12 protein-coding genes and 5 pseudogenes are annotated in these 20,194 nt (G+C 68.3%); 15 read left to right on the forward strand and 2 right to left on the reverse strand.

The window, feature by feature from the left end:
- The 10 genes and pseudogenes from MET2598_RS41600 to copM all read left to right on the forward strand — a co-directional run.
- On the forward strand, nt 1–160 hold a 160-nt coding region (locus tag MET2598_RS41600), incomplete at its 5' end, for an IS3 family transposase (protein WP_036270548.1).
- A gap of 550 nt (nt 161–710) precedes the next feature.
- Nucleotides 711–3,285, forward strand: a pseudogene (locus MET2598_RS43595) (GAF domain-containing protein).
- 11 nt (nt 3,286–3,296) lie between these two features.
- Nucleotides 3,297–3,695, forward strand: coding sequence for a response regulator (locus MET2598_RS0126640; RefSeq protein ID WP_018262939.1), 399 nt, complete (start codon nt 3,297–3,299; stop codon nt 3,693–3,695).
- A pseudogene (locus MET2598_RS0126645) lies at nt 3,692–4,825 on the forward strand (adenylate/guanylate cyclase domain-containing protein); the annotation flags it as partial. The gene MET2598_RS0126640 and the pseudogene MET2598_RS0126645, both read left to right, overlap by 4 nt.
- Nucleotides 4,826–4,991: 166 nt before the next feature.
- Nucleotides 4,992–5,120 (forward strand): annotated as a pseudogene (locus MET2598_RS43100) (IS256 family transposase); the annotation flags it as partial.
- A 219-nt stretch (nt 5,121–5,339) separates the two neighbouring features.
- Nucleotides 5,340–5,798: a hypothetical protein gene (locus tag MET2598_RS0126650; RefSeq protein WP_018262941.1), complete on the forward strand. Its 459-nt coding sequence runs from the start codon at nt 5,340–5,342 to the stop codon at nt 5,796–5,798.
- Between the two features lie 89 nt (nt 5,799–5,887).
- Nucleotides 5,888–7,639, forward strand: a complete 1,752-nt coding sequence (locus MET2598_RS0126655) for an efflux RND transporter periplasmic adaptor subunit (RefSeq protein WP_018262942.1) — start codon at nt 5,888–5,890, stop codon at nt 7,637–7,639.
- Nucleotides 7,640–7,653: 14 nt separating this feature from the next.
- Nucleotides 7,654–10,797, forward strand: a complete 3,144-nt coding sequence (locus tag MET2598_RS0126660) for an efflux RND transporter permease subunit (RefSeq protein ID WP_018262943.1) — start codon at nt 7,654–7,656, stop codon at nt 10,795–10,797.
- Nucleotides 10,798–10,831: 34 nt separating this feature from the next.
- Complete coding sequence (locus MET2598_RS0126665) at nt 10,832–11,212, forward strand: hypothetical protein (RefSeq protein ID WP_018262944.1); 381 nt, start codon at nt 10,832–10,834, stop codon at nt 11,210–11,212.
- Nucleotides 11,213–11,236: 24 nt separating this feature from the next.
- The gene (gene copM, locus MET2598_RS0126670) at nt 11,237–11,665 is read left to right on the forward strand and encodes a CopM family metallochaperone (protein WP_018262945.1); all 429 of its coding nucleotides are present in this window, start codon (nt 11,237–11,239) and stop codon (nt 11,663–11,665) included.
- A gap of 34 nt (nt 11,666–11,699) precedes the next feature.
- Here the strand turns inward: copM and cueR are convergent, their stop codons facing one another.
- Nucleotides 11,700–12,128, reverse strand: a complete 429-nt coding sequence (gene cueR, locus MET2598_RS0126675) for a Cu(I)-responsive transcriptional regulator (protein WP_018262946.1) — start codon at nt 12,126–12,128, stop codon at nt 11,700–11,702.
- A 52-nt stretch (nt 12,129–12,180) separates the two neighbouring features.
- Here cueR and MET2598_RS43900 point away from each other — a divergent pair.
- Nucleotides 12,181–12,786, forward strand: a pseudogene (locus MET2598_RS43900) (YHS domain-containing protein); the annotation flags it as partial.
- Here the strand turns inward: MET2598_RS43900 and MET2598_RS0126690 are convergent.
- Nucleotides 12,781–13,949 (reverse strand): IS3 family transposase gene (locus MET2598_RS0126690; RefSeq protein WP_085984595.1). Its coding sequence is split into 2 segments (ribosomal slippage): nt 12,781–13,682 and nt 13,682–13,949, totalling 1,170 coding nucleotides; the frame shifts between segments, so codons are not numbered across the junction. The pseudogene MET2598_RS43900 and the gene MET2598_RS0126690 overlap by 6 nt on opposite strands.
- A 53-nt stretch (nt 13,950–14,002) precedes the next feature.
- Here MET2598_RS0126690 and MET2598_RS37415 point away from each other — a divergent pair.
- The 4 genes and pseudogenes from MET2598_RS37415 to MET2598_RS0126715 all read left to right on the forward strand — a co-directional run.
- Nucleotides 14,003–15,970, forward strand: a pseudogene (locus tag MET2598_RS37415) (copper-translocating P-type ATPase); the annotation flags it as partial.
- A gap of 226 nt (nt 15,971–16,196) precedes the next feature.
- Entirely contained in the window at nt 16,197–16,619 is a 423-nt protein-coding gene (locus MET2598_RS41605) for a transposase (protein WP_157182270.1), read from the forward strand.
- A gap of 629 nt (nt 16,620–17,248) precedes the next feature.
- On the forward strand, nt 17,249–18,952 hold the full coding sequence (locus tag MET2598_RS0126710) for an HAL/PAL/TAL family ammonia-lyase (RefSeq protein WP_012330172.1): 1,704 nt from the start codon (nt 17,249–17,251) through the stop codon (nt 18,950–18,952).
- A gap of 89 nt (nt 18,953–19,041) precedes the next feature.
- Nucleotides 19,042–20,187 (forward strand): beta-ketoacyl-ACP synthase III, encoded by a 1,146-nt coding sequence (locus MET2598_RS0126715; protein WP_012330171.1) that lies wholly within the window; start codon nt 19,042–19,044, stop codon nt 20,185–20,187.
- The last annotated feature ends 7 nt before the right edge of the window (nt 20,188–20,194 follow it).

Genomic DNA, 20,194 nt, shown 5'->3' on the forward strand with positions numbered 1-20,194 from the left:
GCTTAAGGTCGAGCTCGTCCATCAGCGCCGCTGGGCAACCCGGGACGAGGCGCGGCGCGAGCTCTTCTCCGACAGCGAGGGCTACGCCAATCGGCAACGGATCCACTCGGCCCTCGAATATACGACACCCGAGCAGGCCGAGCGGCAGATGGTGAGCTAACTGCGTCCACCGAAACGGTGGAGGATCAGGATGGACCTGATGGCCGACGATGCTTCGCTCGGATCATCGACGGACGGCGCACGCAACGCGGTGCGGGCGCCTTGCGCGCGAAGCCCCACGACATCGATGCGTTGCGCACGGTGCTGATCCAAGAAGACCTCGACCCGGAGAGCTACAGCCTGAGCGGAGGCACGCCGGATGAGCGATCCGTCCTCTCGCGCCAGGGCGCCCAGTGGGGCGCTTTCTATTCTGAGCGAGGAACGCGAAGCGATTTGCATGTCACGCGACCGAGCAGGACGCATGCGCGTAGTTCTCGCGAACCGTCACGCTAGAGCAGCACCCGATCACGTTGCAACCGGGTGCCGCTCTCGATCTTTGATCTTGCCGCATTTTCTGCGACGAACCGGCATCCACTTCGTCGGAAAATGCTCTAGGCAATCCGTTCTGGAACGGGGTCCTGAGAGCAAACGCGGGCCGAACTTTCGCAATGGCGCGAGGCCCCGGTTTTGCATACACTGAGCCTGATCTTGGCCCGCCTGCGGGTAGCGAGATGCGGCGACGCCATGAAAACGAGCCGGCTAAGGGCCGGCGCGCGAACGAGCGTAAGGGCTGTGCCAAGGCTCTCACGACCGCGACCCCGTCAGTCGCCGATCTGCAGAAGCGGGTTGACGTTCTCGCTTGTGAGTTGAGGGCGGCACTTGAGCGTCAGACTGCTACCGCTGAGGTAATTAAATTCATCAATTCAGAAACCAAAGATCTTGCATCTGCATTTGCGATGATCTTGGATAAGATGCACATCCTGTGCGGAGTTTGCCACGGGAGCTTGCAGCTTTATGATGGAGAGAAGTTCCGCGCTGTTGCGACGCACGGAATGGTGAAGGCGTTTGCCGATCGGCTCCGTGAGGGATTCACCCCAGGCCCCCATCACCCAATCCAACAATTGCTGCAAGGAGCACGCTTTACCCAAGTTCCCGACTGCGCCGAGAGCGACGATCCGACAGTCCGTGCGGCCTTTGAACTCGACGGCATCCGGACTGTGTTGCTTACTCCCTTGCGCAAGGACGGAAGACTGATCGGCCAGATTGCCGCCGCCCGACGGGATGGAAATCCCTTTACCGAGAACGAGATCACGCTGCTTGAGAACTTCGGCGCTCAGGCCGTGATCGCCGTGGAGAACGCGCGGCTTCTCAACGAAGCGCAGGCCAAGACACGTGATCTCGAGGCGTCGCTGCAACAGCAGACGGCTGTCGGCGACGTGCTTAAGATCATCAGTAGCTCAACCTTCGAGCTGCAGCCAGTGCTCGACACGTTGGTCGAAACCGCCGCGCGGCTATGTGAGGCCGACATGGCCTTCATCCTGCGTCGCGAGGGTGAGATTTACAAAGCCGGCGCAGCGGTCGGCTACTCAGAAGATTATATTGAGTTCCTCAAGAGCCATCCGATTCCGGTCGATAGAGGCACAGTCACGGGTCGCGCCGCGATGGAGCGGCGGACGGTCCATATCCTCGATGTTGCCGCCGATCCCGAATACACGCTGCGCACAGCGACGGCCCTGGCTCATCAGCACACAGCCCTTGGGGTTCCCCTGCTGCGCGAGAACGAGCCGATCGGTGTGATCGTCATCGCGCGCCAGCGCGTGGAGCCCTTCACACAAGCACAGATCGATCTGGTCACGACCTTTGCCGACCAGGCCGTGATCGCGATCGAGAACGCTCGCCTGTTCAACGAGGTGCAGGGCAAAACGCGCGACCTCGAAGAAGCGCTGCAGCAGCAGACCGCGACGAGCGAGGTGCTGCAGACGATCAGCCGCTCGGTCTTCGATCTGCCGACCATCCTCAACACGCTGCTCCACTCGGCCACTCGGCTCTGCCGAACCGAAACGTCGGCTCTCTACCTGCTCCATGAGGGCCGCCTTCATCTGGAAGCCTCCACAGCCAATCGACCGGAATGGGTGGCTTACAAGCGCGCTCATCCCCAGCCGCTGACCCGAGATGTGCCGAGCAGCCGCGCGGCCGTCACCGGCCAGATCGACCATGTGCCCGACATCCTTCAGGACCCGGAACTCACGAGCGCATCGGAGCTCCATCGCATTGGCGGCTACCGCGCCACGCTCAACGTCCCGCTTGTGCGGGAAGGGTCCGTGATCGGGGTTCTCAGCCTCGCCCGGGACGAACCGGGACCCTTCGCGCCCCGCCAGATCGCCGTGGCCAAGACCTTCGCCGACCAGGCGGTCATCGCCATCGCCAATGCCCGCCTGTTCAACGAGGTCGAGGCAAAGTCGCGGGAGTTGCAGGCCTCCCTGGACAACCTGTGCGCAACCCAGGATCGCCTCGTGCAGTCCGAGAAGCTCGCCTCGCTCGGCCAGCTCACCGCCGGCATCGCGCACGAGATCAAGAACCCGCTCAACTTCGTGAACAATTTCGCCGCCCTGTCGGCCGAGTTGATCGACGAGCTGAACGAGGTGCTGGCCCCCGCGGCCCTCGACGGTCCCGTCCGGGAGGAGGTCGACGAACTTACCGGCCTGTTGCGGGGCAATCTCGAGAAGGTGGTCCAGCACGGCAAGCGCGCGGATTCGATCGTCAGGAACATGCTGCTGCACTCCCGCGAGGGCTCGGGCGAGCGCCGGCGTGTCGACGTCAACGCCCTCGTCGAGGAGAGCCTGAACCTCGCCTTATCACGGCGCCCGCGCCGAGAAGCCCGGCTTCACCGTGACCCTCGCCCGCGACCTCGACCGCGCGGCGGGGGGCGCCGACCTCTACCCGCAGGAGATCGCGCGGGTGCTGCTCAATCTGATCTCGAACGGCTTCCACGCCGTGACCAAGCGCAAGGCGGAGACGGAGGCGGCCGCCTATGAGCCGACGCTTCTCGTCGCGACCTGTGATCGCGGGGACAAGATCGAGATCACGATTCGCGACAACGGCACCGGCATACCCGACGCGGTGAGGGCGAAGATGTTCAACCCCTTCTTCACCACGAAGCCCCCCGGCGAGGGCACCGGGCTCGGCCTCTCGCTCAGCCACGACATCGTGGTCAAGCAGCACGGCGGCAGCATCGAGGTCGAGACCGAGCCCGGCGCCTTCACGGCCTTCCGCATCTTGCTGCCCCGCGGCGGCCCCACCCGATAGAGGAGCACCGCATGAGCGTCCTGATCCTCGTCGTCGACGACGAGCCCGACGTGGCCGACCTGTTCCGCCAGCAGTTCCGGCGCGAATTGCGGGCCGGCCGCTTCGCGCTCGCCTTCGCGCACTCGGCCGAGGAGGCGCTCGCCCGGGTAGGAGCGGCGGGTGAGGAGACCCTGATCCTGATCCTATCCGACATCAACATGCCGGGCATGACGGGGCTCGAGCTCCTTCCTCGCATGCGCAGCGCCCGGCCCGACGTGCCGGTGATCATGATCACCGCCTACGGCGACGCCGAGACGCGCCGGCGCGCGACGGAGGGCGGGGCGGCGGGCCTGCTCACCAAGCCGATCGACTTCCTGACCCTGCGGGTGGAGGTCGACCGGCGGCTCTCGGAAGTCGGCCGGGCCGCGTGAGCGCGCGGACCGCGCCGACGAAGGTCCTCGTCGTCGACGACGAGCCGGACCGCGAGGCGCTGATCCTGCAGAAGTTCCGCCGCCGCAGCATCCGCGACCGGACCGTCCGTGTCCTGTTTGCCCGCGACGGCCTCGACGCGCTCGCGCTCATCGCCGAGCACCCGGACGTCGACCTCGTCGCCTTCGACATCAACGTGCCGCCCATGGATGGTCTCACGCTCCTGGCCAAGCTCCAGGGGACGGACGAGAAACTCCCGACCGTGATCGTCTCGGCCTACGGCGACATGGCCAACATCCGCACGGCGATGAACCGCGGTGCCTTCGACTTCCTGACGAAGCCGATCGACTTTTCCGACTTCGAGACCACCGTCGAGCGCACCGTGCTCCACGTCCGCGCCCTGCGCGAGGCGCGCCGCAGGCAGATCGCGGCCGAGCGCGCGCATGGGAGCCTGTCGCGCTCCTTCTCGCCCAACCTCGCCGAGCGGCTGGCGGCCGACGCCTCGGCGCTGGCCGCGGGCGCCCACCGGCGCGACGTGGCCTCGCTCTTCACCGACATCGCCGGCGTCGCGACCCGCGTCGAGAGCCTCGATCCAGCCCTGCTGGCCGAATTCCTCAACGGCGACCTCGCCGAGATGACCGAGGTTGTGTTCTCGCACGAGGGCACCGTGGCCAAGATCGTCGGCGATGCCATCCACGTCCTGTTCGGCGCGCCGGGCGAGCAGCCGGATCACGCCACGCGGGCGGTGTCGTGCGCGCTCGCCCTCGATGCGGCGGCCGAGGCGTTTCGCGCCCGCTGGACCGCGCGCGGCGTGGTGCTCGGGGCGACGCGCATCGGGGTGCATGCCGGACCGGCCATCGTGGGCAATTTCGGTGGGGGCCGCTTCTTCGACGACGCGGCCTACGGGGACAGGATCAACATTGCGGCCCGGCTGGAGGCCGCCAACAAGGCGCTCGGCACGCGGATCTGCCTGAGCGCGGCGGTGGCCGACCGGGTCGAGGGCTTTCGCGGCAGGCCGATCGGTGACCTCGTCCCGCGGGGCAGGACGGAGGCCCTGCGCACCTGCGAGCCGCTCTCGGAGGCGGCGTTCGCGGATCCCGGGACAGCGCGCTACGGCGAGGCCTTCGAGAAGCGGCAGCGTCCACGGACGAGGTGTGGTTTTCAGGCGGTCCGGGGGGAGCTTGAAGTGGCCATCGGAGCTGGCGGCCAAGGTGGAGTTTGCGGACTTCAACCCGAGCCGGGAGCACCCGATGACCGACGGCAGAGTGGCACTATCGAGGCCCTGCAGAAGGCCGAGCGGCGCGCTTCTGCTGGAAGCCAACGACGAGTGGCCGCTGCAGCACCGCTACATGCAGGTCGAGGGCATGGCCGGGCTCCCCCCGGCGTTGATCGAGGAGGCGATCACTCTTCCACCGCAGGCCGCCTGACCGATGGCCGCTCCAACTCCACCCCGAAAGTCCACCTCATCGACGGACGTGACTCCAGACATAGGGAGCTCGATGCTTCGCTGCCCGGGTCACTCCCAGCCCGTGGAGTGGTCGTCGGCCTTGCGCCCGCTGCACCCTGAAACCACATCGCTAAGCGCGAGTTGCGCCCGCAGCCGCAGGAATGTTTCCGAGCCCGGATCGACATGGTAGCCTGACCGTATGACCCTGCCGTCGTCCCTCTCGCGTCTGATGGCCGTGGTGATCGTGATGATCGCCGCGGTGTTCGGCGCATCAGCGGCTCAGGCGCACGAGGGCCACGCCCATCACGCGGCTTCGGCCGTGGCACACCACAGCGCCAGCCCGGCGCCGGTGGCGGTGCCTGCCCAAGCTGTGCAGGCAGCTGCGGTGACCGTCAGCCAGGTCGTGACCGCGATACAGGCCGACGAGCAGCTGCGTGCGGCGTCTGCGCGTCTCAGCCCACCGGACGACGATAAGCCCTGCCACGGGACCTGCTGCGCCATCGGCGCTTCCTGCTGCGTACCCGGTGCGATGCTCCCGGCCGCAACTGGGGTCCTGCCCATGCTGGCCCCTGCTGCCCGCCTGACAACGGCGGCAGAGCCGTTCCTGGCCGGCATCGCCCGCGAAGCCCTTCCGAAACCTCCCAGATCGCTCGCCTAGAACCCGCGTCCCCACGCTTGGGGCAGCGCTGAGCGGCGCTGCCGCGCGTGTGTGGACGCCTGCGTCCACCGGCGAGAGATCGAACCCCCATGCCTCCCCATATCCCGGCCGCGCTGCCTGCGCTGGCCGTGGCGCTGGTCCTGCTGACAGGTCCCGCCTGCGCCCATGAAGGGCACGACCACGGTGCGTCCCCGCCGCCGGTCTCCAAGACCATTGCGCCTCGCGGCGAGGCCGCGTCCGCGGCGTTCGAGCTGGTCGCGGTGCCGAAGAACGGCACGCTCCACCTCTATCTCGACCGCTTCGCGACCGATGAGCCGGTGCGCGGCGCCACGCTGACCGTGGAAACCCCCACGGGGTCAGTGGACGCGACCGCAGCGGCCGATGGCACCTACCAGCTGCTGGCGCCGTGGCTCCAAAAGCCCGGCCACTTCGACCTGATGATCACGGTCACCGCTGGCGAGGATGTCGATGTGCTGCCGCTCGCCCTCGACCTGCGTGATCCGCACGCCCAGCCCGCCGCCCCTGCAGGGCCGGTCGGCACCACCGAGGCCCTTTCGGCTGCGGTCGGCCAGACCGTGCCGGCCGTCGCCCAGGACCTGAAGGCCCGCCTGATTGAGAAGGACCCGGTGCTCGTGGCCGTAGCCGGCGGCGCCTTTCTGCTGGGGATCCTGGCCACGCTGCTGGCGCGCGGCCACCGCCGCGTGCCGGTGATTGCCGTGCTGGCCATCACCGCGACGGTGCTGCTGAGCGCCACCGCCTTTGCCCATGGCGACGGGGATCACGGCCACCCGGAGAGCCAGGCCGCCCTGGTGCCGTCTGCCGCGCACGGCGCCGCGGGGGCCGACTTGGCGCAGCGCCTGCCCGACGGCAGCGTCTTTGTGCCCAAACCCACCCAGCGGCTGCTGGAGCTGCGCACGGTAATGACGGCGGTCGGCAGCTATCGCCGCACCGTCGGCCTCCCCGGCCGGATCATTCCCAACCCCAACGCGAGCGGCGTGGTGCAGTCTTCCGTCGGCGGCCGCCTGTCGCAGCCCCCATCCGGCCAGTTTCCGCGCCTGGGCACGCCGGTGAAGAAGGGCGACGTGCTCGCCTTCGTCACTCCGCCGGTGCAGCGGGTCGACGTGTCGGACATGCGCCAGCGCCAGGGCGAGCTGGACCAGCAGATCGCCACCGTACAGCGCCGCGTCGAGCGCTACACCAAGCTGGCCTCCTCGGGCGCCGTCTCGCAGGTGCAGCTGGACGAGGCCCAAGACGAGCTCAAGGGCCTGCACGACCGCCGCGCAGCCCTCGACAAGGTGCGCACCGAACCCGAGGCGCTGGTCGCCCCGGTCAGTGGCGTGATCGCCGAAGCCTCGGCCGTCGCCGGCCAGATGGCCAACCCCGGCCAGATGGTCTTTCAGATCGTCGATCCCAAGAGCCTCTGGGTGGAGGCCCTGAGCTTCGACGCCCTCGGAGGAGCCGAGAACGCCACCGCGCGCCTCGCGGACGGCCGCAGCCTGACGCTCACCTACCAGGGTTCCGGCCTCGCCGACCGCAACCAGGCCATCCCGGTCCAGTTCGCGATTTCGGGCGACACCGGCGGCCTGCGGGTCGGCCAGTTCGTCACCGTGCTGGCCGCCACCACCGCCGAGCTGCAGGGCCTCGCCCTGCCGCGCGCCGCCGTGGTGCGCACCGGCAACGGCCAGGACGTCGTCTACGCCCACACCACCGCCGAGCGCTTCGAGGCCCGCCCCGTCCGCGTCGAGCCGCTGGACGGCAGCCGCGTGCTGATCGCGGCCGGCGTCGGCGCCGGCACCCGGGTGGTCACCCAGGGCGCCGAGCTCCTGGACCAGGTGCGCTGAGGGGAGCGGAAAGCATGTTCACGTTCCTCGTCAGCCAGTCGCTGAAGAACCGCCTGCTGGTCCTCGCCGCTGCCGCCGTGCTGGTGCTCTCCGGCGCGTTCACGGTCGGCAGGCTGCCGGTCGACGTGTTTCCGGACCTCAACCGGCCGACCGTCACGATCATGACCGAGGCCGAGGGCTACGCCCCGCCGGAGGTCGAGCAACTCGTCACCTACCCGATCGAAACCCGCATGAACGGGCTGCCGGGCGTATCCCGCGTGCGCTCGGTCTCCGGCGTCGGCCTATCGATCGTCTATGTCGAGTTCGACTGGGGCACCGACATCTACCGCAACCGCCAGCAGATCGCCGAGCGCTTGGCCCTGCTGCAGGATCAGCTGCCGCGCGGCGTGACCCCGCAGATGGGGCCGATCTCCTCGATCATGGGGCAGATCCTGCTGGTCGCCGTGACCAGCGACAAGGCCAGCGCCATGGAGGTGCGCGAAGTCGCGGACTTCACCATCCGCCCGCGGCTCCTGACCCTTCCGGGTGTCGCCCAGGTCATCCCGATCGGGGGCGAGGTGCGCCAGTTCCGCGTCGCGCCCAACCCGGCCGCCATGCGTGCCCTGGGCGTCAGCAACGCCCAGCTGGAAACCGCCCTGCAGTCGTTCGGCACCAACGCCGGCGGCGGGTTCACCGACCAGTACGCCCGCGAGTACCTGATCCGGAACATCGCCCGCACGATGAGCCTGGACGACCTGCGCAACGGGGTGGTCGCCACGGTCAACGGCGCGCCCGTCTCCCTGCGCCAGGTGGCCGAGGTGTCGTTCGCCGCCAAGGTGAAGCGCGGGGACGCCGGCTACATGGGCAAGCCGGCGGTGATCGTCTCGGTCGAGAAGCAGCCCGACGTCGATACCGTCACGCTCAGCCGCAGCATTGAGCAGGCCCTGAAGGAGCTGACCCCCTCCCTGCCGGGCGGGATCAAGGCGGATCAAATCCTGTTCCGGCAGGCCAACTTCATCGAGACCTCGATCCGCAACGTCGAGCGGGTGCTGCTGGAGGCCGTCGCGGTGGTGGCGGTGGTGCTGTTCCTGTTCCTCTTGAACGTGCGCACCACGGCGATCTCGCTGCTGGCCATCCCGGTCTCGATCCTGACCACCGCCGTGGTCTTTCACCTGTTCGGGCTGTCGATCAACACCATGACCCTGGGCGGCCTCGCCATCGCGATCGGCGAGCTGGTCGACGACGCGGTGGTCGACGTCGAGAACATCTTCCGGCGCTTGGGCGAGAACCGGCGAGCCGGCAACCCCAAGAGCGTGTTCCAGGTGGTGGTGGAAGCCTCCAACGAGGTGCGCTCCGGCATCGTCTACGCGACGATGATCATCATCCTGGTATTCGTGCCCCTGTTCGCCCTCTCCGGCATCGAGGGGCGGCTGTTTGCGCCGCTGGGGCACGCCTACATCATCTCGATCCTGGCCAGCTTGATCACCTCGATCACCTTGACGCCCGTGCTGGCGTCCTGGCTGCTGCCGGGGCTCAAGAACCTCGAAGCGCACGACAGCCGGTTTCTCAAGGCACTGAAGCGCGGCAACGCCGCGCTGCTCAAGGTCGCCTTCCTCCAGCAGCACGTCCTGATCGGCGGCGTGGCGACGGCGGTGCTCGCGGCCGGCGTGGCCGCTTGGCAGCTGCCGCGGGCGTTCCTGCCGCCCTTCAACGAGGGCTCGTTCACCGTCAACATGGCCTTCAACCCGGGCATCTCGCTGGCCGAGAGCAACCGGGTCGGCCTGATCGCCGAGAAGCTGCTGCTGGAGATCCCCGGGGTGTCGGCCGTCGGTCGCCGCACCGGCCGGGCCGAGCTCGACGAGCACGCCGAGGGCGTGCACGCGTCCGAGATCGAGGTGGAGCTGCACGAGGGCACCGAACGGCCCAAGGCGCAGCTGGTGGCCGACATCCGCCAGCGCTTGGCGGTGTTGCCGGTCAGCGTCAACGTCGGCCAGCCGATCTCGCATCGCCTTGATCACATGCTCTCGGGCGTGCGCGCCGAGCTGGCCCTCAAGATCTACGGCGAGGACCTCGACGCACTCCGGCGGATCGCAAACGGCCTCCAGGACCGACTGAGCAAGATCCCAGGCCTCGCAGACCTGCAGGTCGAGAAGCAGGTGCGCATCCCGCAGCTGGAGATCCGCGTCGACTACACCCGCGCGGCACTCTACGGCGTTCAGCCCGCCGCGGTGGTTGATCAGATCAGCCGCCTGTCGAACGGCCGGGTGGTGTCCACCGTGGTCGACGGCCTCCGGCGCTTCGACGTGCTGATCCGCCTGCCGGAGGACCAGCGCACCACGGCTGGCCTCGGTGATCTCCTCCTGGAAACCCCCTCCGGTTGGGTGCCGGCCCGCCAAGTGGCCGACATTCGGGAGACCGACGGCCCCAACCAGATCCTGCGCGAGAACGCCCGCCGCCGCATCGTCGTGCAGGCCAACACCACCGGCGCCAGCGACATGACCACCATCGTGGCGGCGATCCGCCTGGCGGTGGCGCAGGAGCCGATGCCGCCCGGGTTCTTCACCAGCCTGGAGGGCACCTTCCAGGCCCAGGAGGAGGCCACGCGGACGATCGCCGCCCTGTCGGCGCTCTCCCTCGCCCTGATCTTCGCGATCCTCTGCAGCCGCTACCGCTCGGCGGCCCTGGCGCTGATCATCATGGGCAACGTGCCCCTGGCGCTGATCGGCAGCGTGGTTGCGCTGTGGCTGGTCGGCCAGCCGCTCAGCGTGGCCTCAATGATCGGCTTCATCACGCTGACCGGCATCTCCGCGCGAAACGGCATCCTGAAGATCAGCCACTACCTCAACCTGGCGCTGCACGAGGACGTGCCGTTCGGCAAGGACCTCGTCATCCGCGGCAGCCTGGAGCGGCTGACCCCTGTGCTGATGACCGCCTTGTCGGCCGGCGTCGCCCTGGTGCCGCTGCTCTACGACGCCGCCGCCCCGGGCAAGGAGATCCTGCACCCGGTCGCGGTGACCATCTTCGGCGGCCTGATCAGCGCGACGCTGCTCGACACGTTCCTGACGCCGATCCTGTTCCTGCGGTTCGGCCGGACGCCGCTGGAGCGCCTGCGCGCCACCCCTGTTCCGACCGCCTCCTCTGCCACCGGCGCGCCTGCGCCGCCGCGGGAGGCGTTCTGAGGCCCCGAACATCAACCAAGAAGGAGACCAGCCCATGCGGCTCATCCCCGCAAAATTCCTCGCCCTGGCCGGCCTGCTGGCGAGCGCCCCGGTTCTGCCGGCGCTCGCCCATGCCCCGAAGACCGGATCGCACGGAGGGCCGCAAACCGATGCCGGTCCCTACCATGTCGAGTTGGTCGCGAGCGGAACCACGCTTGAGCTTTACCTGCGGAGCCATGCTGACCAGCCGGTCACGACCGCCGGGTTCAAGGGAACGGCGATCCTGGTGGTCGATGGCAAGCCCCAGCGCATCACGCTCGAGCCCCAAGGCGACCGGCTGACCGGCACCTCGCCAGTCCCGCTTCCCGCGGCCCTCAAAGGCGCGGTGCAGCTGACCGGCCCCAACGGCAGCACCGCCAGTGGCAAGCTCAACTAACCCCAGCGAGAAAGGCCGAATCTGATGACAGCCACCCGCACTCTGCCGGCCACCGCGCTGCTCGCCACCGGCCTCGCCGGTGCCGCCCTTGCGCAGAGCTCCCACGGCGACATGGGCAAGATGCCCATGGGCGGCAGCGCCGCGATGCATGACCAGATGCAGAAGACGATGGCCGACATGCAGCCGGCCCCGGGCGATGCGCCGTCGACCAAGGACTTCAAGGAGGCCGACATGGCGATGATGCACACCATGAGCGTGCCCTACACCGGCGATACGGACGTGGATTTCCGCACACACATGATCCCGCACCACAAGGGCGCGATCGACATGGCCAAGGTGGCGCTCAAGCACGCCAAGGACGCGAGCACCAAGCAGATGGCCCAGAAGATCATCGACGATCAGGAAAAGGAGATCGCCGACATGCAGGCCTGGCTGAAGCAGCACGGCAAGTGAGCCTGCAGCCCGCCTCAACGATGCCGCGGCGCTGCTAAGGCCGTGCGGGGAGTGCGCCGTGACAGGCCGCCGCCCCGCCGGCCTCCAGGCCTTGGATGATCGGGCAGTCCGGCCGCCCATCGCCGTCGCAGGCATTGGCGAGGGCGCGCAGCGCCCCCGCCATCTCCTGCAACTGCTTCGCCCGCTCTTCCAGTTCGTTGATATGCGTCAGTGCGATCGCCTTCACCTCGGCGTTACTGCGGCCCTGATCGCTCCACAGCTCCAAGAGGAGCCGGATGCGCTCGACCGAGAACCCGAGGTCGCGGGCGCGGCGGATGAACCCGAGGCGGTGCAGGTCGGCCGGGCCGTAGTCGCGATAGCCGCTCTCGCGGCGCCCCGCCGGCGGCACCAGGCCGATGCTCTCGTAGTAGCGGATCATCTTGGCCGACACGCCCGAGGCCTGCGCCGCCTGCCCGATGTTCATCGTCCCTGCGCTTTCCCTGTTGACCTTCCCATGATGGGAAGGTGCAGGCTGCTTGGCAAGAGGATCAAGACAGGACCCCGGCCATGCCGACCATGCCCGCGACCGCCCGCAGGATCAGGCTGCCGACGCTCCCAGCTGCTGTGGGGGAAAGGGCAAGGCTACGGCCGTCGATCAGGCCACGGCGCCTCCCGAACACGGTCACAGCTGCTGCGGGGAGCATGGCAAGGCAGCGCCGGCAGCCCATGACCATGCCCACCACGACCATGACCATCATCATGGGCATGACCATCCCGGCCCGGCGGCCGAGGGGGCCGTCAAGGATCCGGTCTGCGGGATGATCGTCGACCCGCACACGGCCAAGCATCGCGCCCAGCACAACGGGCGTCCCTACTACTTCTGTTCGGCTGGCTGCCAAGCCAAGTTCGCGGCGGATCCGGCGCGCTATCTCGATCCGGCCAGCTCCGCGGCGAAGGCGGAACCCGTGCCCGAGGGCACGATCTACACCTGCCCGATGCACCCCGAGGTCCGGCAGGTCGGCCCGGGCGCCTGCCCGATCTGCGGCATGGCCCTGGAGCCGCTGCTGGTCAGCGCCGACACCGGCCCGAGTGCCGAGCTGGTCGACATGACCCGGCGGTTCTGGACTTGCTTCGGTTTAGTAGAGAGCGGTTGAACAGGTGCCCCGCCTCTCGAACCGGACAGGGCTGACGAAGCCGAGCGCGGAATGGCGCCGGCAGGGATTGTAGAAGCCATCGATGTAGCGGGCCAGGGCTTCGGTCGCCTCGGCACGCGTGTAGAAGACGGTGCGCCAGACCATCTCGCTTTTCAGCGTCTTGAAGAACGTCTCGACCATCGCATTGTCATAACAGTTGCCCTTGCCAGACATCGAAATGGTGATCCCGCGGCTTCGTAGTTCAGCCTGGTACTCGTTCGAGCAATACTGACTACCTCGATCCGAATGATGCACCAGACCAGCTGCCGGCCGTCGCACAACCAAAGCGCGACGCAAGGCAGTCAGGGCCAATTCCTTGTGCAGCCGGTCGCCAGCTGCCCAGCCGACGACCCGCCGGGCATAAAGATCGATCACCACCGCCAGATAAAGCCAGCCCTCCCGTGTCCAGATGTAGGAGATGTCAGCCCCCCACTTCTCGTCGGGCTCTGCGGCGGTGAAATCCTGGTCGAGCCGGTTGGGCGCGACCGGGAAGGCATGCTGGCTGTCGGTGGTGCGCCGAAAGCGGCGCGGCTGGCGAGCCTTGAGCCCGCTCTCCCGCATCAGCCGCGCCGTGCGGCGCCGGCCCACGCCAAGCCCTTGCTCGCGCAGCTCGTGCGTCATGCGCGGGCTGCCATAGGTCTCGTGTGAGAGCGCGAAGGCCGAGCGGACGTGGGCGAGCAGCACGAGGTCCTCGCGCTGACGGCGCGACGCGGGCCGGTTCTTCCAGGCGAAGTAGCCGCTCGGGCTGACATCCAGGAGCTTGCACAGACGCGCGACCGGGAAGTCCTTCTTCGCCGCATCGATGAGCTGGAACCTCATCGACTTCCCTCCTTGGCGAAAAAAGCCGTGGCCCGCTTCAGGATCTCGCGTTCCTGGCGCAACACCTCGTTCTCCCGCCGCAGCCGCTTCAGCTCGGCGGCCATGTCCTCCTGGCGGTCGGAGGGCGGCGCCTCCATCTCGCGATCGCGCTGTCCGTCGATCCAGTGGCGCAACGTCGAGAGGCCGATGCCGAGATCCTCGGCGACCTCTCGGCGGCTGCGCCCGCTCGTGTGAGCAAGGCGCACGGCTTCGGCGCGAAACTCAGGGGTGAAGCGCTTCTTCGGTTCTCGCATCGGGAACCTCCTCCCTCACGGAAAGAGCTCTCCACTTTCCCGAAGCAAGTCCATTCTGGGTCGGCCTGGTGCTGACCCTGCCGGTGTTCGCCCTGGAAATGGGCGGTCACCTGACGGGACTGGTCGACCGCCTCGGCCAGCAGAACAGCAACTGGCTGCAACTGGTGCTGGCCACGCCGGTGGTGCTGTGGGCCGGCTGGCCGTTCTTCGAGCGCGGCTGGGCGTCGGTGAAGAGCCGCAACCTGAACATGTTCACGCTGATCGCCCTCGGCACCGGGGTGGCCTGGCTCTACAGCGTGGTGGCCACCGCGGCGCCGGGGGTGTTCCCGGCCGCATTGCGCGGCCATGGCGGTGCCGTGCCGGCCTACTTCGAGGCCGCGGCGGTGATCACCGTGCTGGTGCTGCTCGGCCAGGTGCTGGAGCTGCGCGCCCGCGAAAGCACCAGCGGCGCCCTGCGCGCGCTGCTCGATCTCGCCCCGAAGACCGCCCGCCGGCTCCGGGCTGACGGCAGCGAGGAGGAGGTCGGTCTCGACACCGTTCAGGTCGGCGACCGCCTGCGCGTGCGCCCCGGGGAAAAGGTCCCGGTCGACGGCGCCGTGATCGAGGGCCGCTCGTCGGTGGACGAGGCGCTGGTCACCGGCGAGGCGATGCCGGTGAGCAAGGACGTCGGCGCCGCGGTGATCGGCGGCACCCTCAACCAGAGTGGCGCCCTGGTGATCGAGGCCAGGAACGTCGGCCGCGACACCATGCTGGCGCAGATCGTCCAGCTGGTCGCCGAGGCCCAGCGCAGCCGCGCGCCGATCCAGCGGCTGGCCGACCAGGTGGCCGGCTGGTTCGTGCCGGTGGTGATGGCGGTGGCCGCACTGGCGTTCATCGCCTGGTTCGCGGTCGGACCCGAGCCGCGCTTCACCTACGGCCTGCTGGCAGCGGTGGCGGTCCTGATCATCGCCTGCCCGTGCGCGCTCGGGTTGGCCACACCGATGTCGATCATGGTCGGCGTCGGCCGCGGCGCCCAGGCCGGCGTGCTGATCAAGAACGCCGAGGCGCTGGAGCGGATGGAGACGATCACCACGCTGGTGGTCGACAAGACCGGTACGCTCACCGAGGGCAAGCCGGCCGTTACCCAGGTGGTCCCGGCCGAAGGGTTCACGGACGCCGAGATCCTGCGGCTGGCCGCCAGCGTCGAGCGCGCCAGCGAGCACCCGCTGGCAGTGGCGATCGTCGCCGCGGCCGAAAAGCAGGGGCTGGCTCTCGCGCCCGTCAGCGACTTCGACAGTCCGACCGGCCGGGGCGCCCTGGGCACCGTCGAGGGCCGCAAGATCCGGCTCGGCAACGCGAAGTTCCTGGGCGAAGCCGGGATCCCGACGGCGGCGCTGGACCTGCAGGCAGACCGCCTACGCCAGGACGGCGCCACGGCGATTTTCATGAGCGTGGATGACCGGGTGGCCGGCGCCATCGCAATCGCCGATCCGATCAAGGCGACGACGCCGGAGGCCCTGCGGGCCCTGCGCGCCGAAGGGATCCGCGTGGTGATGCTGACCGGCGACAACCGCACCACCGCGCAGGCGGTGGCCCGCACCCTCGGCATCGACGAGGTCGATGCCGAGGTGCTGCCCGACCAGAAGAGTGCGGTGGTCAAAACCCACCAGGCGCAGGGGCAGGTGGTCGCGATGGCCGGTGACGGCGTCAACGACGCGCCGGCACTGGCCGCGGCGGACGTCGGCATCGCGATGGGCAGCGGCACGGACGTGGCGATCGAGAGTGCCGGCATCACCCTGCTCAAGGGCGACCTGAACGGGATCGTGCGCGCCCGGCGGCTCTCGCGCGCCACGATGAGCAACATCCGCCAGAACCTGTTCTTCGCGTTCATCTACAACGCGGCCGGCGTGCCGGTGGCGGCCGGGGTACTCTACCCGTTCCTCGGCATCCTGCTCTCGCCGATCATCGCCGCCGCGGCGATGGCGCTCTCTTCGGTCAGCGTGATCGGCAATGCCCTGCGCCTGCGCACCGCTCATCTCTGAGCGGCTGCCACGGCCAGTACCAGCAGGCCAAAGGTCCAGACGATTGGTGGCGCGACGAGCAGCCACCGGAAATCCGACTGGATCGCGAAGTTCACGGCGCTCATCAGGAGCACCGAGGCTGTCCCGGCCACAGGCGAGGACTTCGCCCTCGTTCTGCCGCGCGTCTGCACACAGGCCATGGACCGCTTCCTGGCCGACTTTGCGGCCAGCGTCCCGCCCGACACCCTTGCGGTCATGGTGCTGGACGGCGCGGGCCGGCACCATCCGCGCGGTGACGCTCCCGCCCAACCTCGCCCTGGTGCCCCTGACGCCCTACAGTCCCGAGCTGAACCCGGTCGAACGCGTCTGGCTCTCCCTGCGCGAGCGCTCCCTCTCGCATCGGCTCCTGGCCGACTACGAGGCCGTCGTCGAGGCGCGCTGCCGGGCCTGGAACGCTCTCGCGGCAGAGACCGGCCGCATCAAGTCCCTCTGCGCCTATCCCTACCTCGAACAGATCAGTTCACAAGCGCGGCGGTATCACACCGGAGCTGGTTCCACCGACGTTCCGCCATCAGGCAGCGGGGCGGCGCGCCGGCCCGAGCCGGGGCCGGAGCCGTCCGCCCGCCCCGGACCAACCAGCCTTCGATTTCCGGGCGCTTCGCCCGCTTGATGCACACCGGCCCGAGACCCTCCGGCCGCCCCGCCGCCACGCCGACCGGCTGTCCTCCCACCTGCGACGGCTGATCCGGGCTCCGCTTGATCGAAGCGGATCCCGGATCACACGCCTGCGCGGGGCCTGAGCGAAGCCCCAATCCGCCATCCCGAAGGGATCAAGCGGATTGGGTATCGGACCGACGGTGGCGGGAACGACCTTCGGGGGCGTTCTCGACCTTCCGCCAAGCCTCCCGCTCGGCATCCGATGTGCGAGACGGTGCGGCGGCCCTGTCGCTCTCGGGCTTCGCCGAGATCGAGCCGATGCGCCAGCATCCTGGGCCGTTAGCATGATTAGTGTGCTCCGACACATGCAAGCCTGCCGAGTATAGCGCAATATTCTGGGGAGCTGCGGTCGACGCAGCGGCCGGACACCAAGTTGAGCTTGAAGACCGCACTGACCGCCGCACGGCGGATATCAGCGCGTGGTGACACATGGCGAGGGCTGACCCGCTCCGGGGCCGTTCCAGCCGCGCCGATTGCTGAGGCGACACCGTATCCACGCCGCCCGGAGACCCGCGGCAGGGGCGGGATCCGAGCGCCTCCACCGCCCGAGTTCTCATCAACCCGCGACGAGGCCAGTGTGCCATGAATTCAAACCAGCAGATCATCGTCTCCGGCTCCCGACTGAGCGTCGACCAGATCGTCGAGGTCGGCCTGCACAAGCGGAACCTGTTCCTCACGTGCGATCCGCAGCTGAGGCGGACCATCAATGACGCGGCGGACTTCGTCTATCGTGCGGTGGCGAACGAGGAGGTGGTCTACGGGATCAATACCAACTTCGGCGGTATGGCAAACCAAGTCCTGTCGCTGAACGAGGTCGAAGACCTTCAGCAGAACCTGATCTGGGGTCTGAAATGCGGGGTCGGGAAGAAGCTGCCGGCGGCGCAGGTCAGGTCCGCCATGTTCATCCGAGCGAACATGCTCGCGAAGGGCGTCTCCGGTGCGCGCGCGGAGCTGATCGAGCGATACTTGGTGTTCCTCAACGCCGGCATTACGCCGGTGGTCCGGGACCTCGGCTCGATCGGCGCGAGCGGCGATCTGGTGCCGCTCGCCCAGATCGCCGGCTGCCTCATAGGCCTCGGTCCGTCGTTCCGCGTTGAGCGCGACGGCGAGGAGATGGACGCCCTGTCGGCCCTGTCGATGCTCAACCTCCAGCCCCTGAAGCTGAGGGCGAAGGAGGGGTTGGCGCTGGTGAACGGAAGCTCGATGATGTCGAGCATCGGTGCCCACTGCGTTCACGACACCCGGCATCTGACGCGGCTCGCGCTGCACGTGCACGCGATGTTGATCCAGGCGCTCAACGCGTCGAGCGAATCGTTCGATCCTTTCATCCATCAGAACAAGCCTCACCCCGGCCAGATCGCCGTGGCGGCAGCCATGCGCCACCTGCTGCGCGGCTCGAAGAGCCTCAAGCCGAATGGTCACCGCAAGGCCGACGGGTCGGGATCTCTCCTGCAGGACCGCTATTCCGTGCGGTGCCTGCCGCAATATCTCGGTCCGATCGTCGACGGCCTCCACGCCATCGAGGGGCAGATCGAGGTCGAAGCCAACTCGGTCGACGACAACCCGCTGATCGACCTCGAGAACGAGAGGCTCCTGCACGGCGGCAACTTCTTCGCCGAGTACGTCGCGCTCGGGATGGACCAGCTGCGGACCTACATGGCCCTGCTGGCCAAGCATCTCGACGTGCAGATCGCCTTCGCGGTCGCCCCGGAGTTCAACAGCGGCCTGCCGGCCTCGCTGGTCGGTGATCAGGACAACCGCATCAAGTTCGGCCTGAAGGGCCTGCAGATCTGTGCGAACTCGATCGTTCCGAAGCTGCTTCACCTGTCGAACGGAATCTCGGTCCTCTTCCCGACCCACGCCGAGCAGTTCAACCAGAACATCAACAGCCAGGGGTTCAACTCGGCGACCCTGGCGTCCGAATCGGTGTCGCTGTTCAAGCAGTATCTCGCGATCTCGCTGGTGTTCGGCATCCAGGCCATGGACCTGCGCGCCCGCGCGACCGGAGGCGGCTTCGACGGGCGGCGGTACCTGTCGCCGACGCTGCTGCCGCTCTACGAGACCGTCCGCGCCCTCCTGGGCCGGCCGGCCTCGGATGAGAGGCCGCTCGTCTTCAGGAACGACGAGCAGGACCTGAGCGACCACGTCGCTGCCATCGTCGCGGACCTGTCCCGGCCCGGCGGCGAGATCATCGGGGCGATGGCCGCGGAATTCGCCCCGGGCGCGGGGCCGGCCTTCGGCTCGCCCGCGACCAGGGCGGGCGGCCGCGTGGCGGTCGCGCCATAGGCGCCGCCCTCGATAGGCGCCGCCCTCGCGCGCGACGCCGGCCGTCAGCCCATCACACGTCCACATCGCAGGCCCGAGAGGTGGCGACCATGCACCACGCCTACATCACGAACACGTCCCTGTTCCTTCCCAACCGGCCCGTCGGCAACGACGAGATGGAGGCGGTGCTCGGCATCGCGGGGTCCAAGCCCTCGGCGCTGCGGCCCCTGATCCTCGAGAAGAACGGGATCAAGGCGCGCCACTACGCGATCGATCCTGAGACCGGACGGGCCACGCACACCAACGCGGAGATGACCGCGGCGGCGGTCAGGGGCCTGTTCGCGGGCGAGCCCGAGGGCCTGGAGAGCCTCGACTTCCTGGCCTGCGGCACGTCCTCGCCGGATCAGGTGCGGCCGTCCCACGCGGTCATGGTGCACGGGCTCCTCAGGAGCCCGCCCTGCGAGGTCGCCTCGTTCGAGGGCATGTGCGTGGTCGGGGCGCAGAGCCTGAAATCCGCGCAGCTCATGGTCGCGACCGGCGAGGCGGAGAGCGCCGTCGCCACCGGATCGGAAGCCGCGTCGAGCTTCATGCGCGGCAGCTTCTTCACGCCGGAATTCCGCGAGCGGCAGATCCAGCTGGAAAAGAACCCGATCCTGGCCTTCGAGAAGGATTTTCTGCGCTGGATGCTCTCGGACGGGGCCGGCGCGGTCCTGGTGCGGTCGAAGCCCGACCCCGCCCGGGTGTCCTTGCGGATCGAGTGGGTCGACGTCGTCTCGTACGCCGGCGAACACGACGTCTGCATGTATCACGGCGCAGTCAAGGACGAGGACGGCCGGCTCGTCGGGTACCGCAACCTGCCCCCGGAGACATGGCACAAGGCCTCCGTCTTCGCCTTCAAGCAGGACGTGGAACTCCTGAACGAGCACATGCTCGCTCTCGGCGCGCGCGCGTACCGGACCGTCAAGGACCGCCGCCGGCTCGACGAGGACAAAGTCACGTACTTCCTGCCGCACATCTCTTCTTATTTCTTCAAGGAGCAGATGCTCAAGCACATGGGGGAGTACGGATTGAATATTCCCGAAAGCAAATGGTTCATGAACCTGGAGCGGGTCGGCAACGTCGGCTCGGCTTCGCCCTACGCCATGCTCGACGAACTGTTCAAGTCGGGCCGGCTCAGGCCCGGCGATCAGGTGCTGCTGTTCGTGCCCGAGAGCGGGCGCTTCACCATGTCCTACATCCTGCTGACCGCCGTCTGAGGGCTGC

Source organism: Methylobacterium sp. WSM2598 (assembly GCF_000379105.1).
GTDB lineage: Bacteria > Pseudomonadota > Alphaproteobacteria > Rhizobiales > Beijerinckiaceae > Methylobacterium.

What these genes read in the sequence shown, in the direction of transcription:
- MET2598_RS0126655 (WP_018262942.1), top strand. Translation starts at nt 5,888, where the DNA reads ATGCCTCCCCATATCCCGGCCGCGCTGCCTGCGCTGGCCGTGGCGCTG.
- MET2598_RS0126715 (WP_012330171.1), top strand. Translation starts at nt 19,042, where the DNA reads ATGCACCACGCCTACATCACGAACACGTCCCTGTTCCTTCCCAACCGG.
- MET2598_RS0126640 (WP_018262939.1), top strand. Translation starts at nt 3,297, where the DNA reads ATGAGCGTCCTGATCCTCGTCGTCGACGACGAGCCCGACGTGGCCGAC.
- MET2598_RS0126660 (WP_018262943.1), top strand. Translation starts at nt 7,654, where the DNA reads ATGTTCACGTTCCTCGTCAGCCAGTCGCTGAAGAACCGCCTGCTGGTC.
- MET2598_RS0126650 (WP_018262941.1), top strand. Translation starts at nt 5,340, where the DNA reads ATGACCCTGCCGTCGTCCCTCTCGCGTCTGATGGCCGTGGTGATCGTG.
- MET2598_RS0126665 (WP_018262944.1), top strand. Translation starts at nt 10,832, where the DNA reads ATGCGGCTCATCCCCGCAAAATTCCTCGCCCTGGCCGGCCTGCTGGCG.
- copM (WP_018262945.1), top strand. Translation starts at nt 11,237, where the DNA reads ATGACAGCCACCCGCACTCTGCCGGCCACCGCGCTGCTCGCCACCGGC.
- MET2598_RS0126710 (WP_012330172.1), top strand. Translation starts at nt 17,249, where the DNA reads ATGAATTCAAACCAGCAGATCATCGTCTCCGGCTCCCGACTGAGCGTC.
- cueR (WP_018262946.1), bottom strand. Translation starts at nt 12,128, where the DNA reads ATGAACATCGGGCAGGCGGCGCAGGCCTCGGGCGTGTCGGCCAAGATG.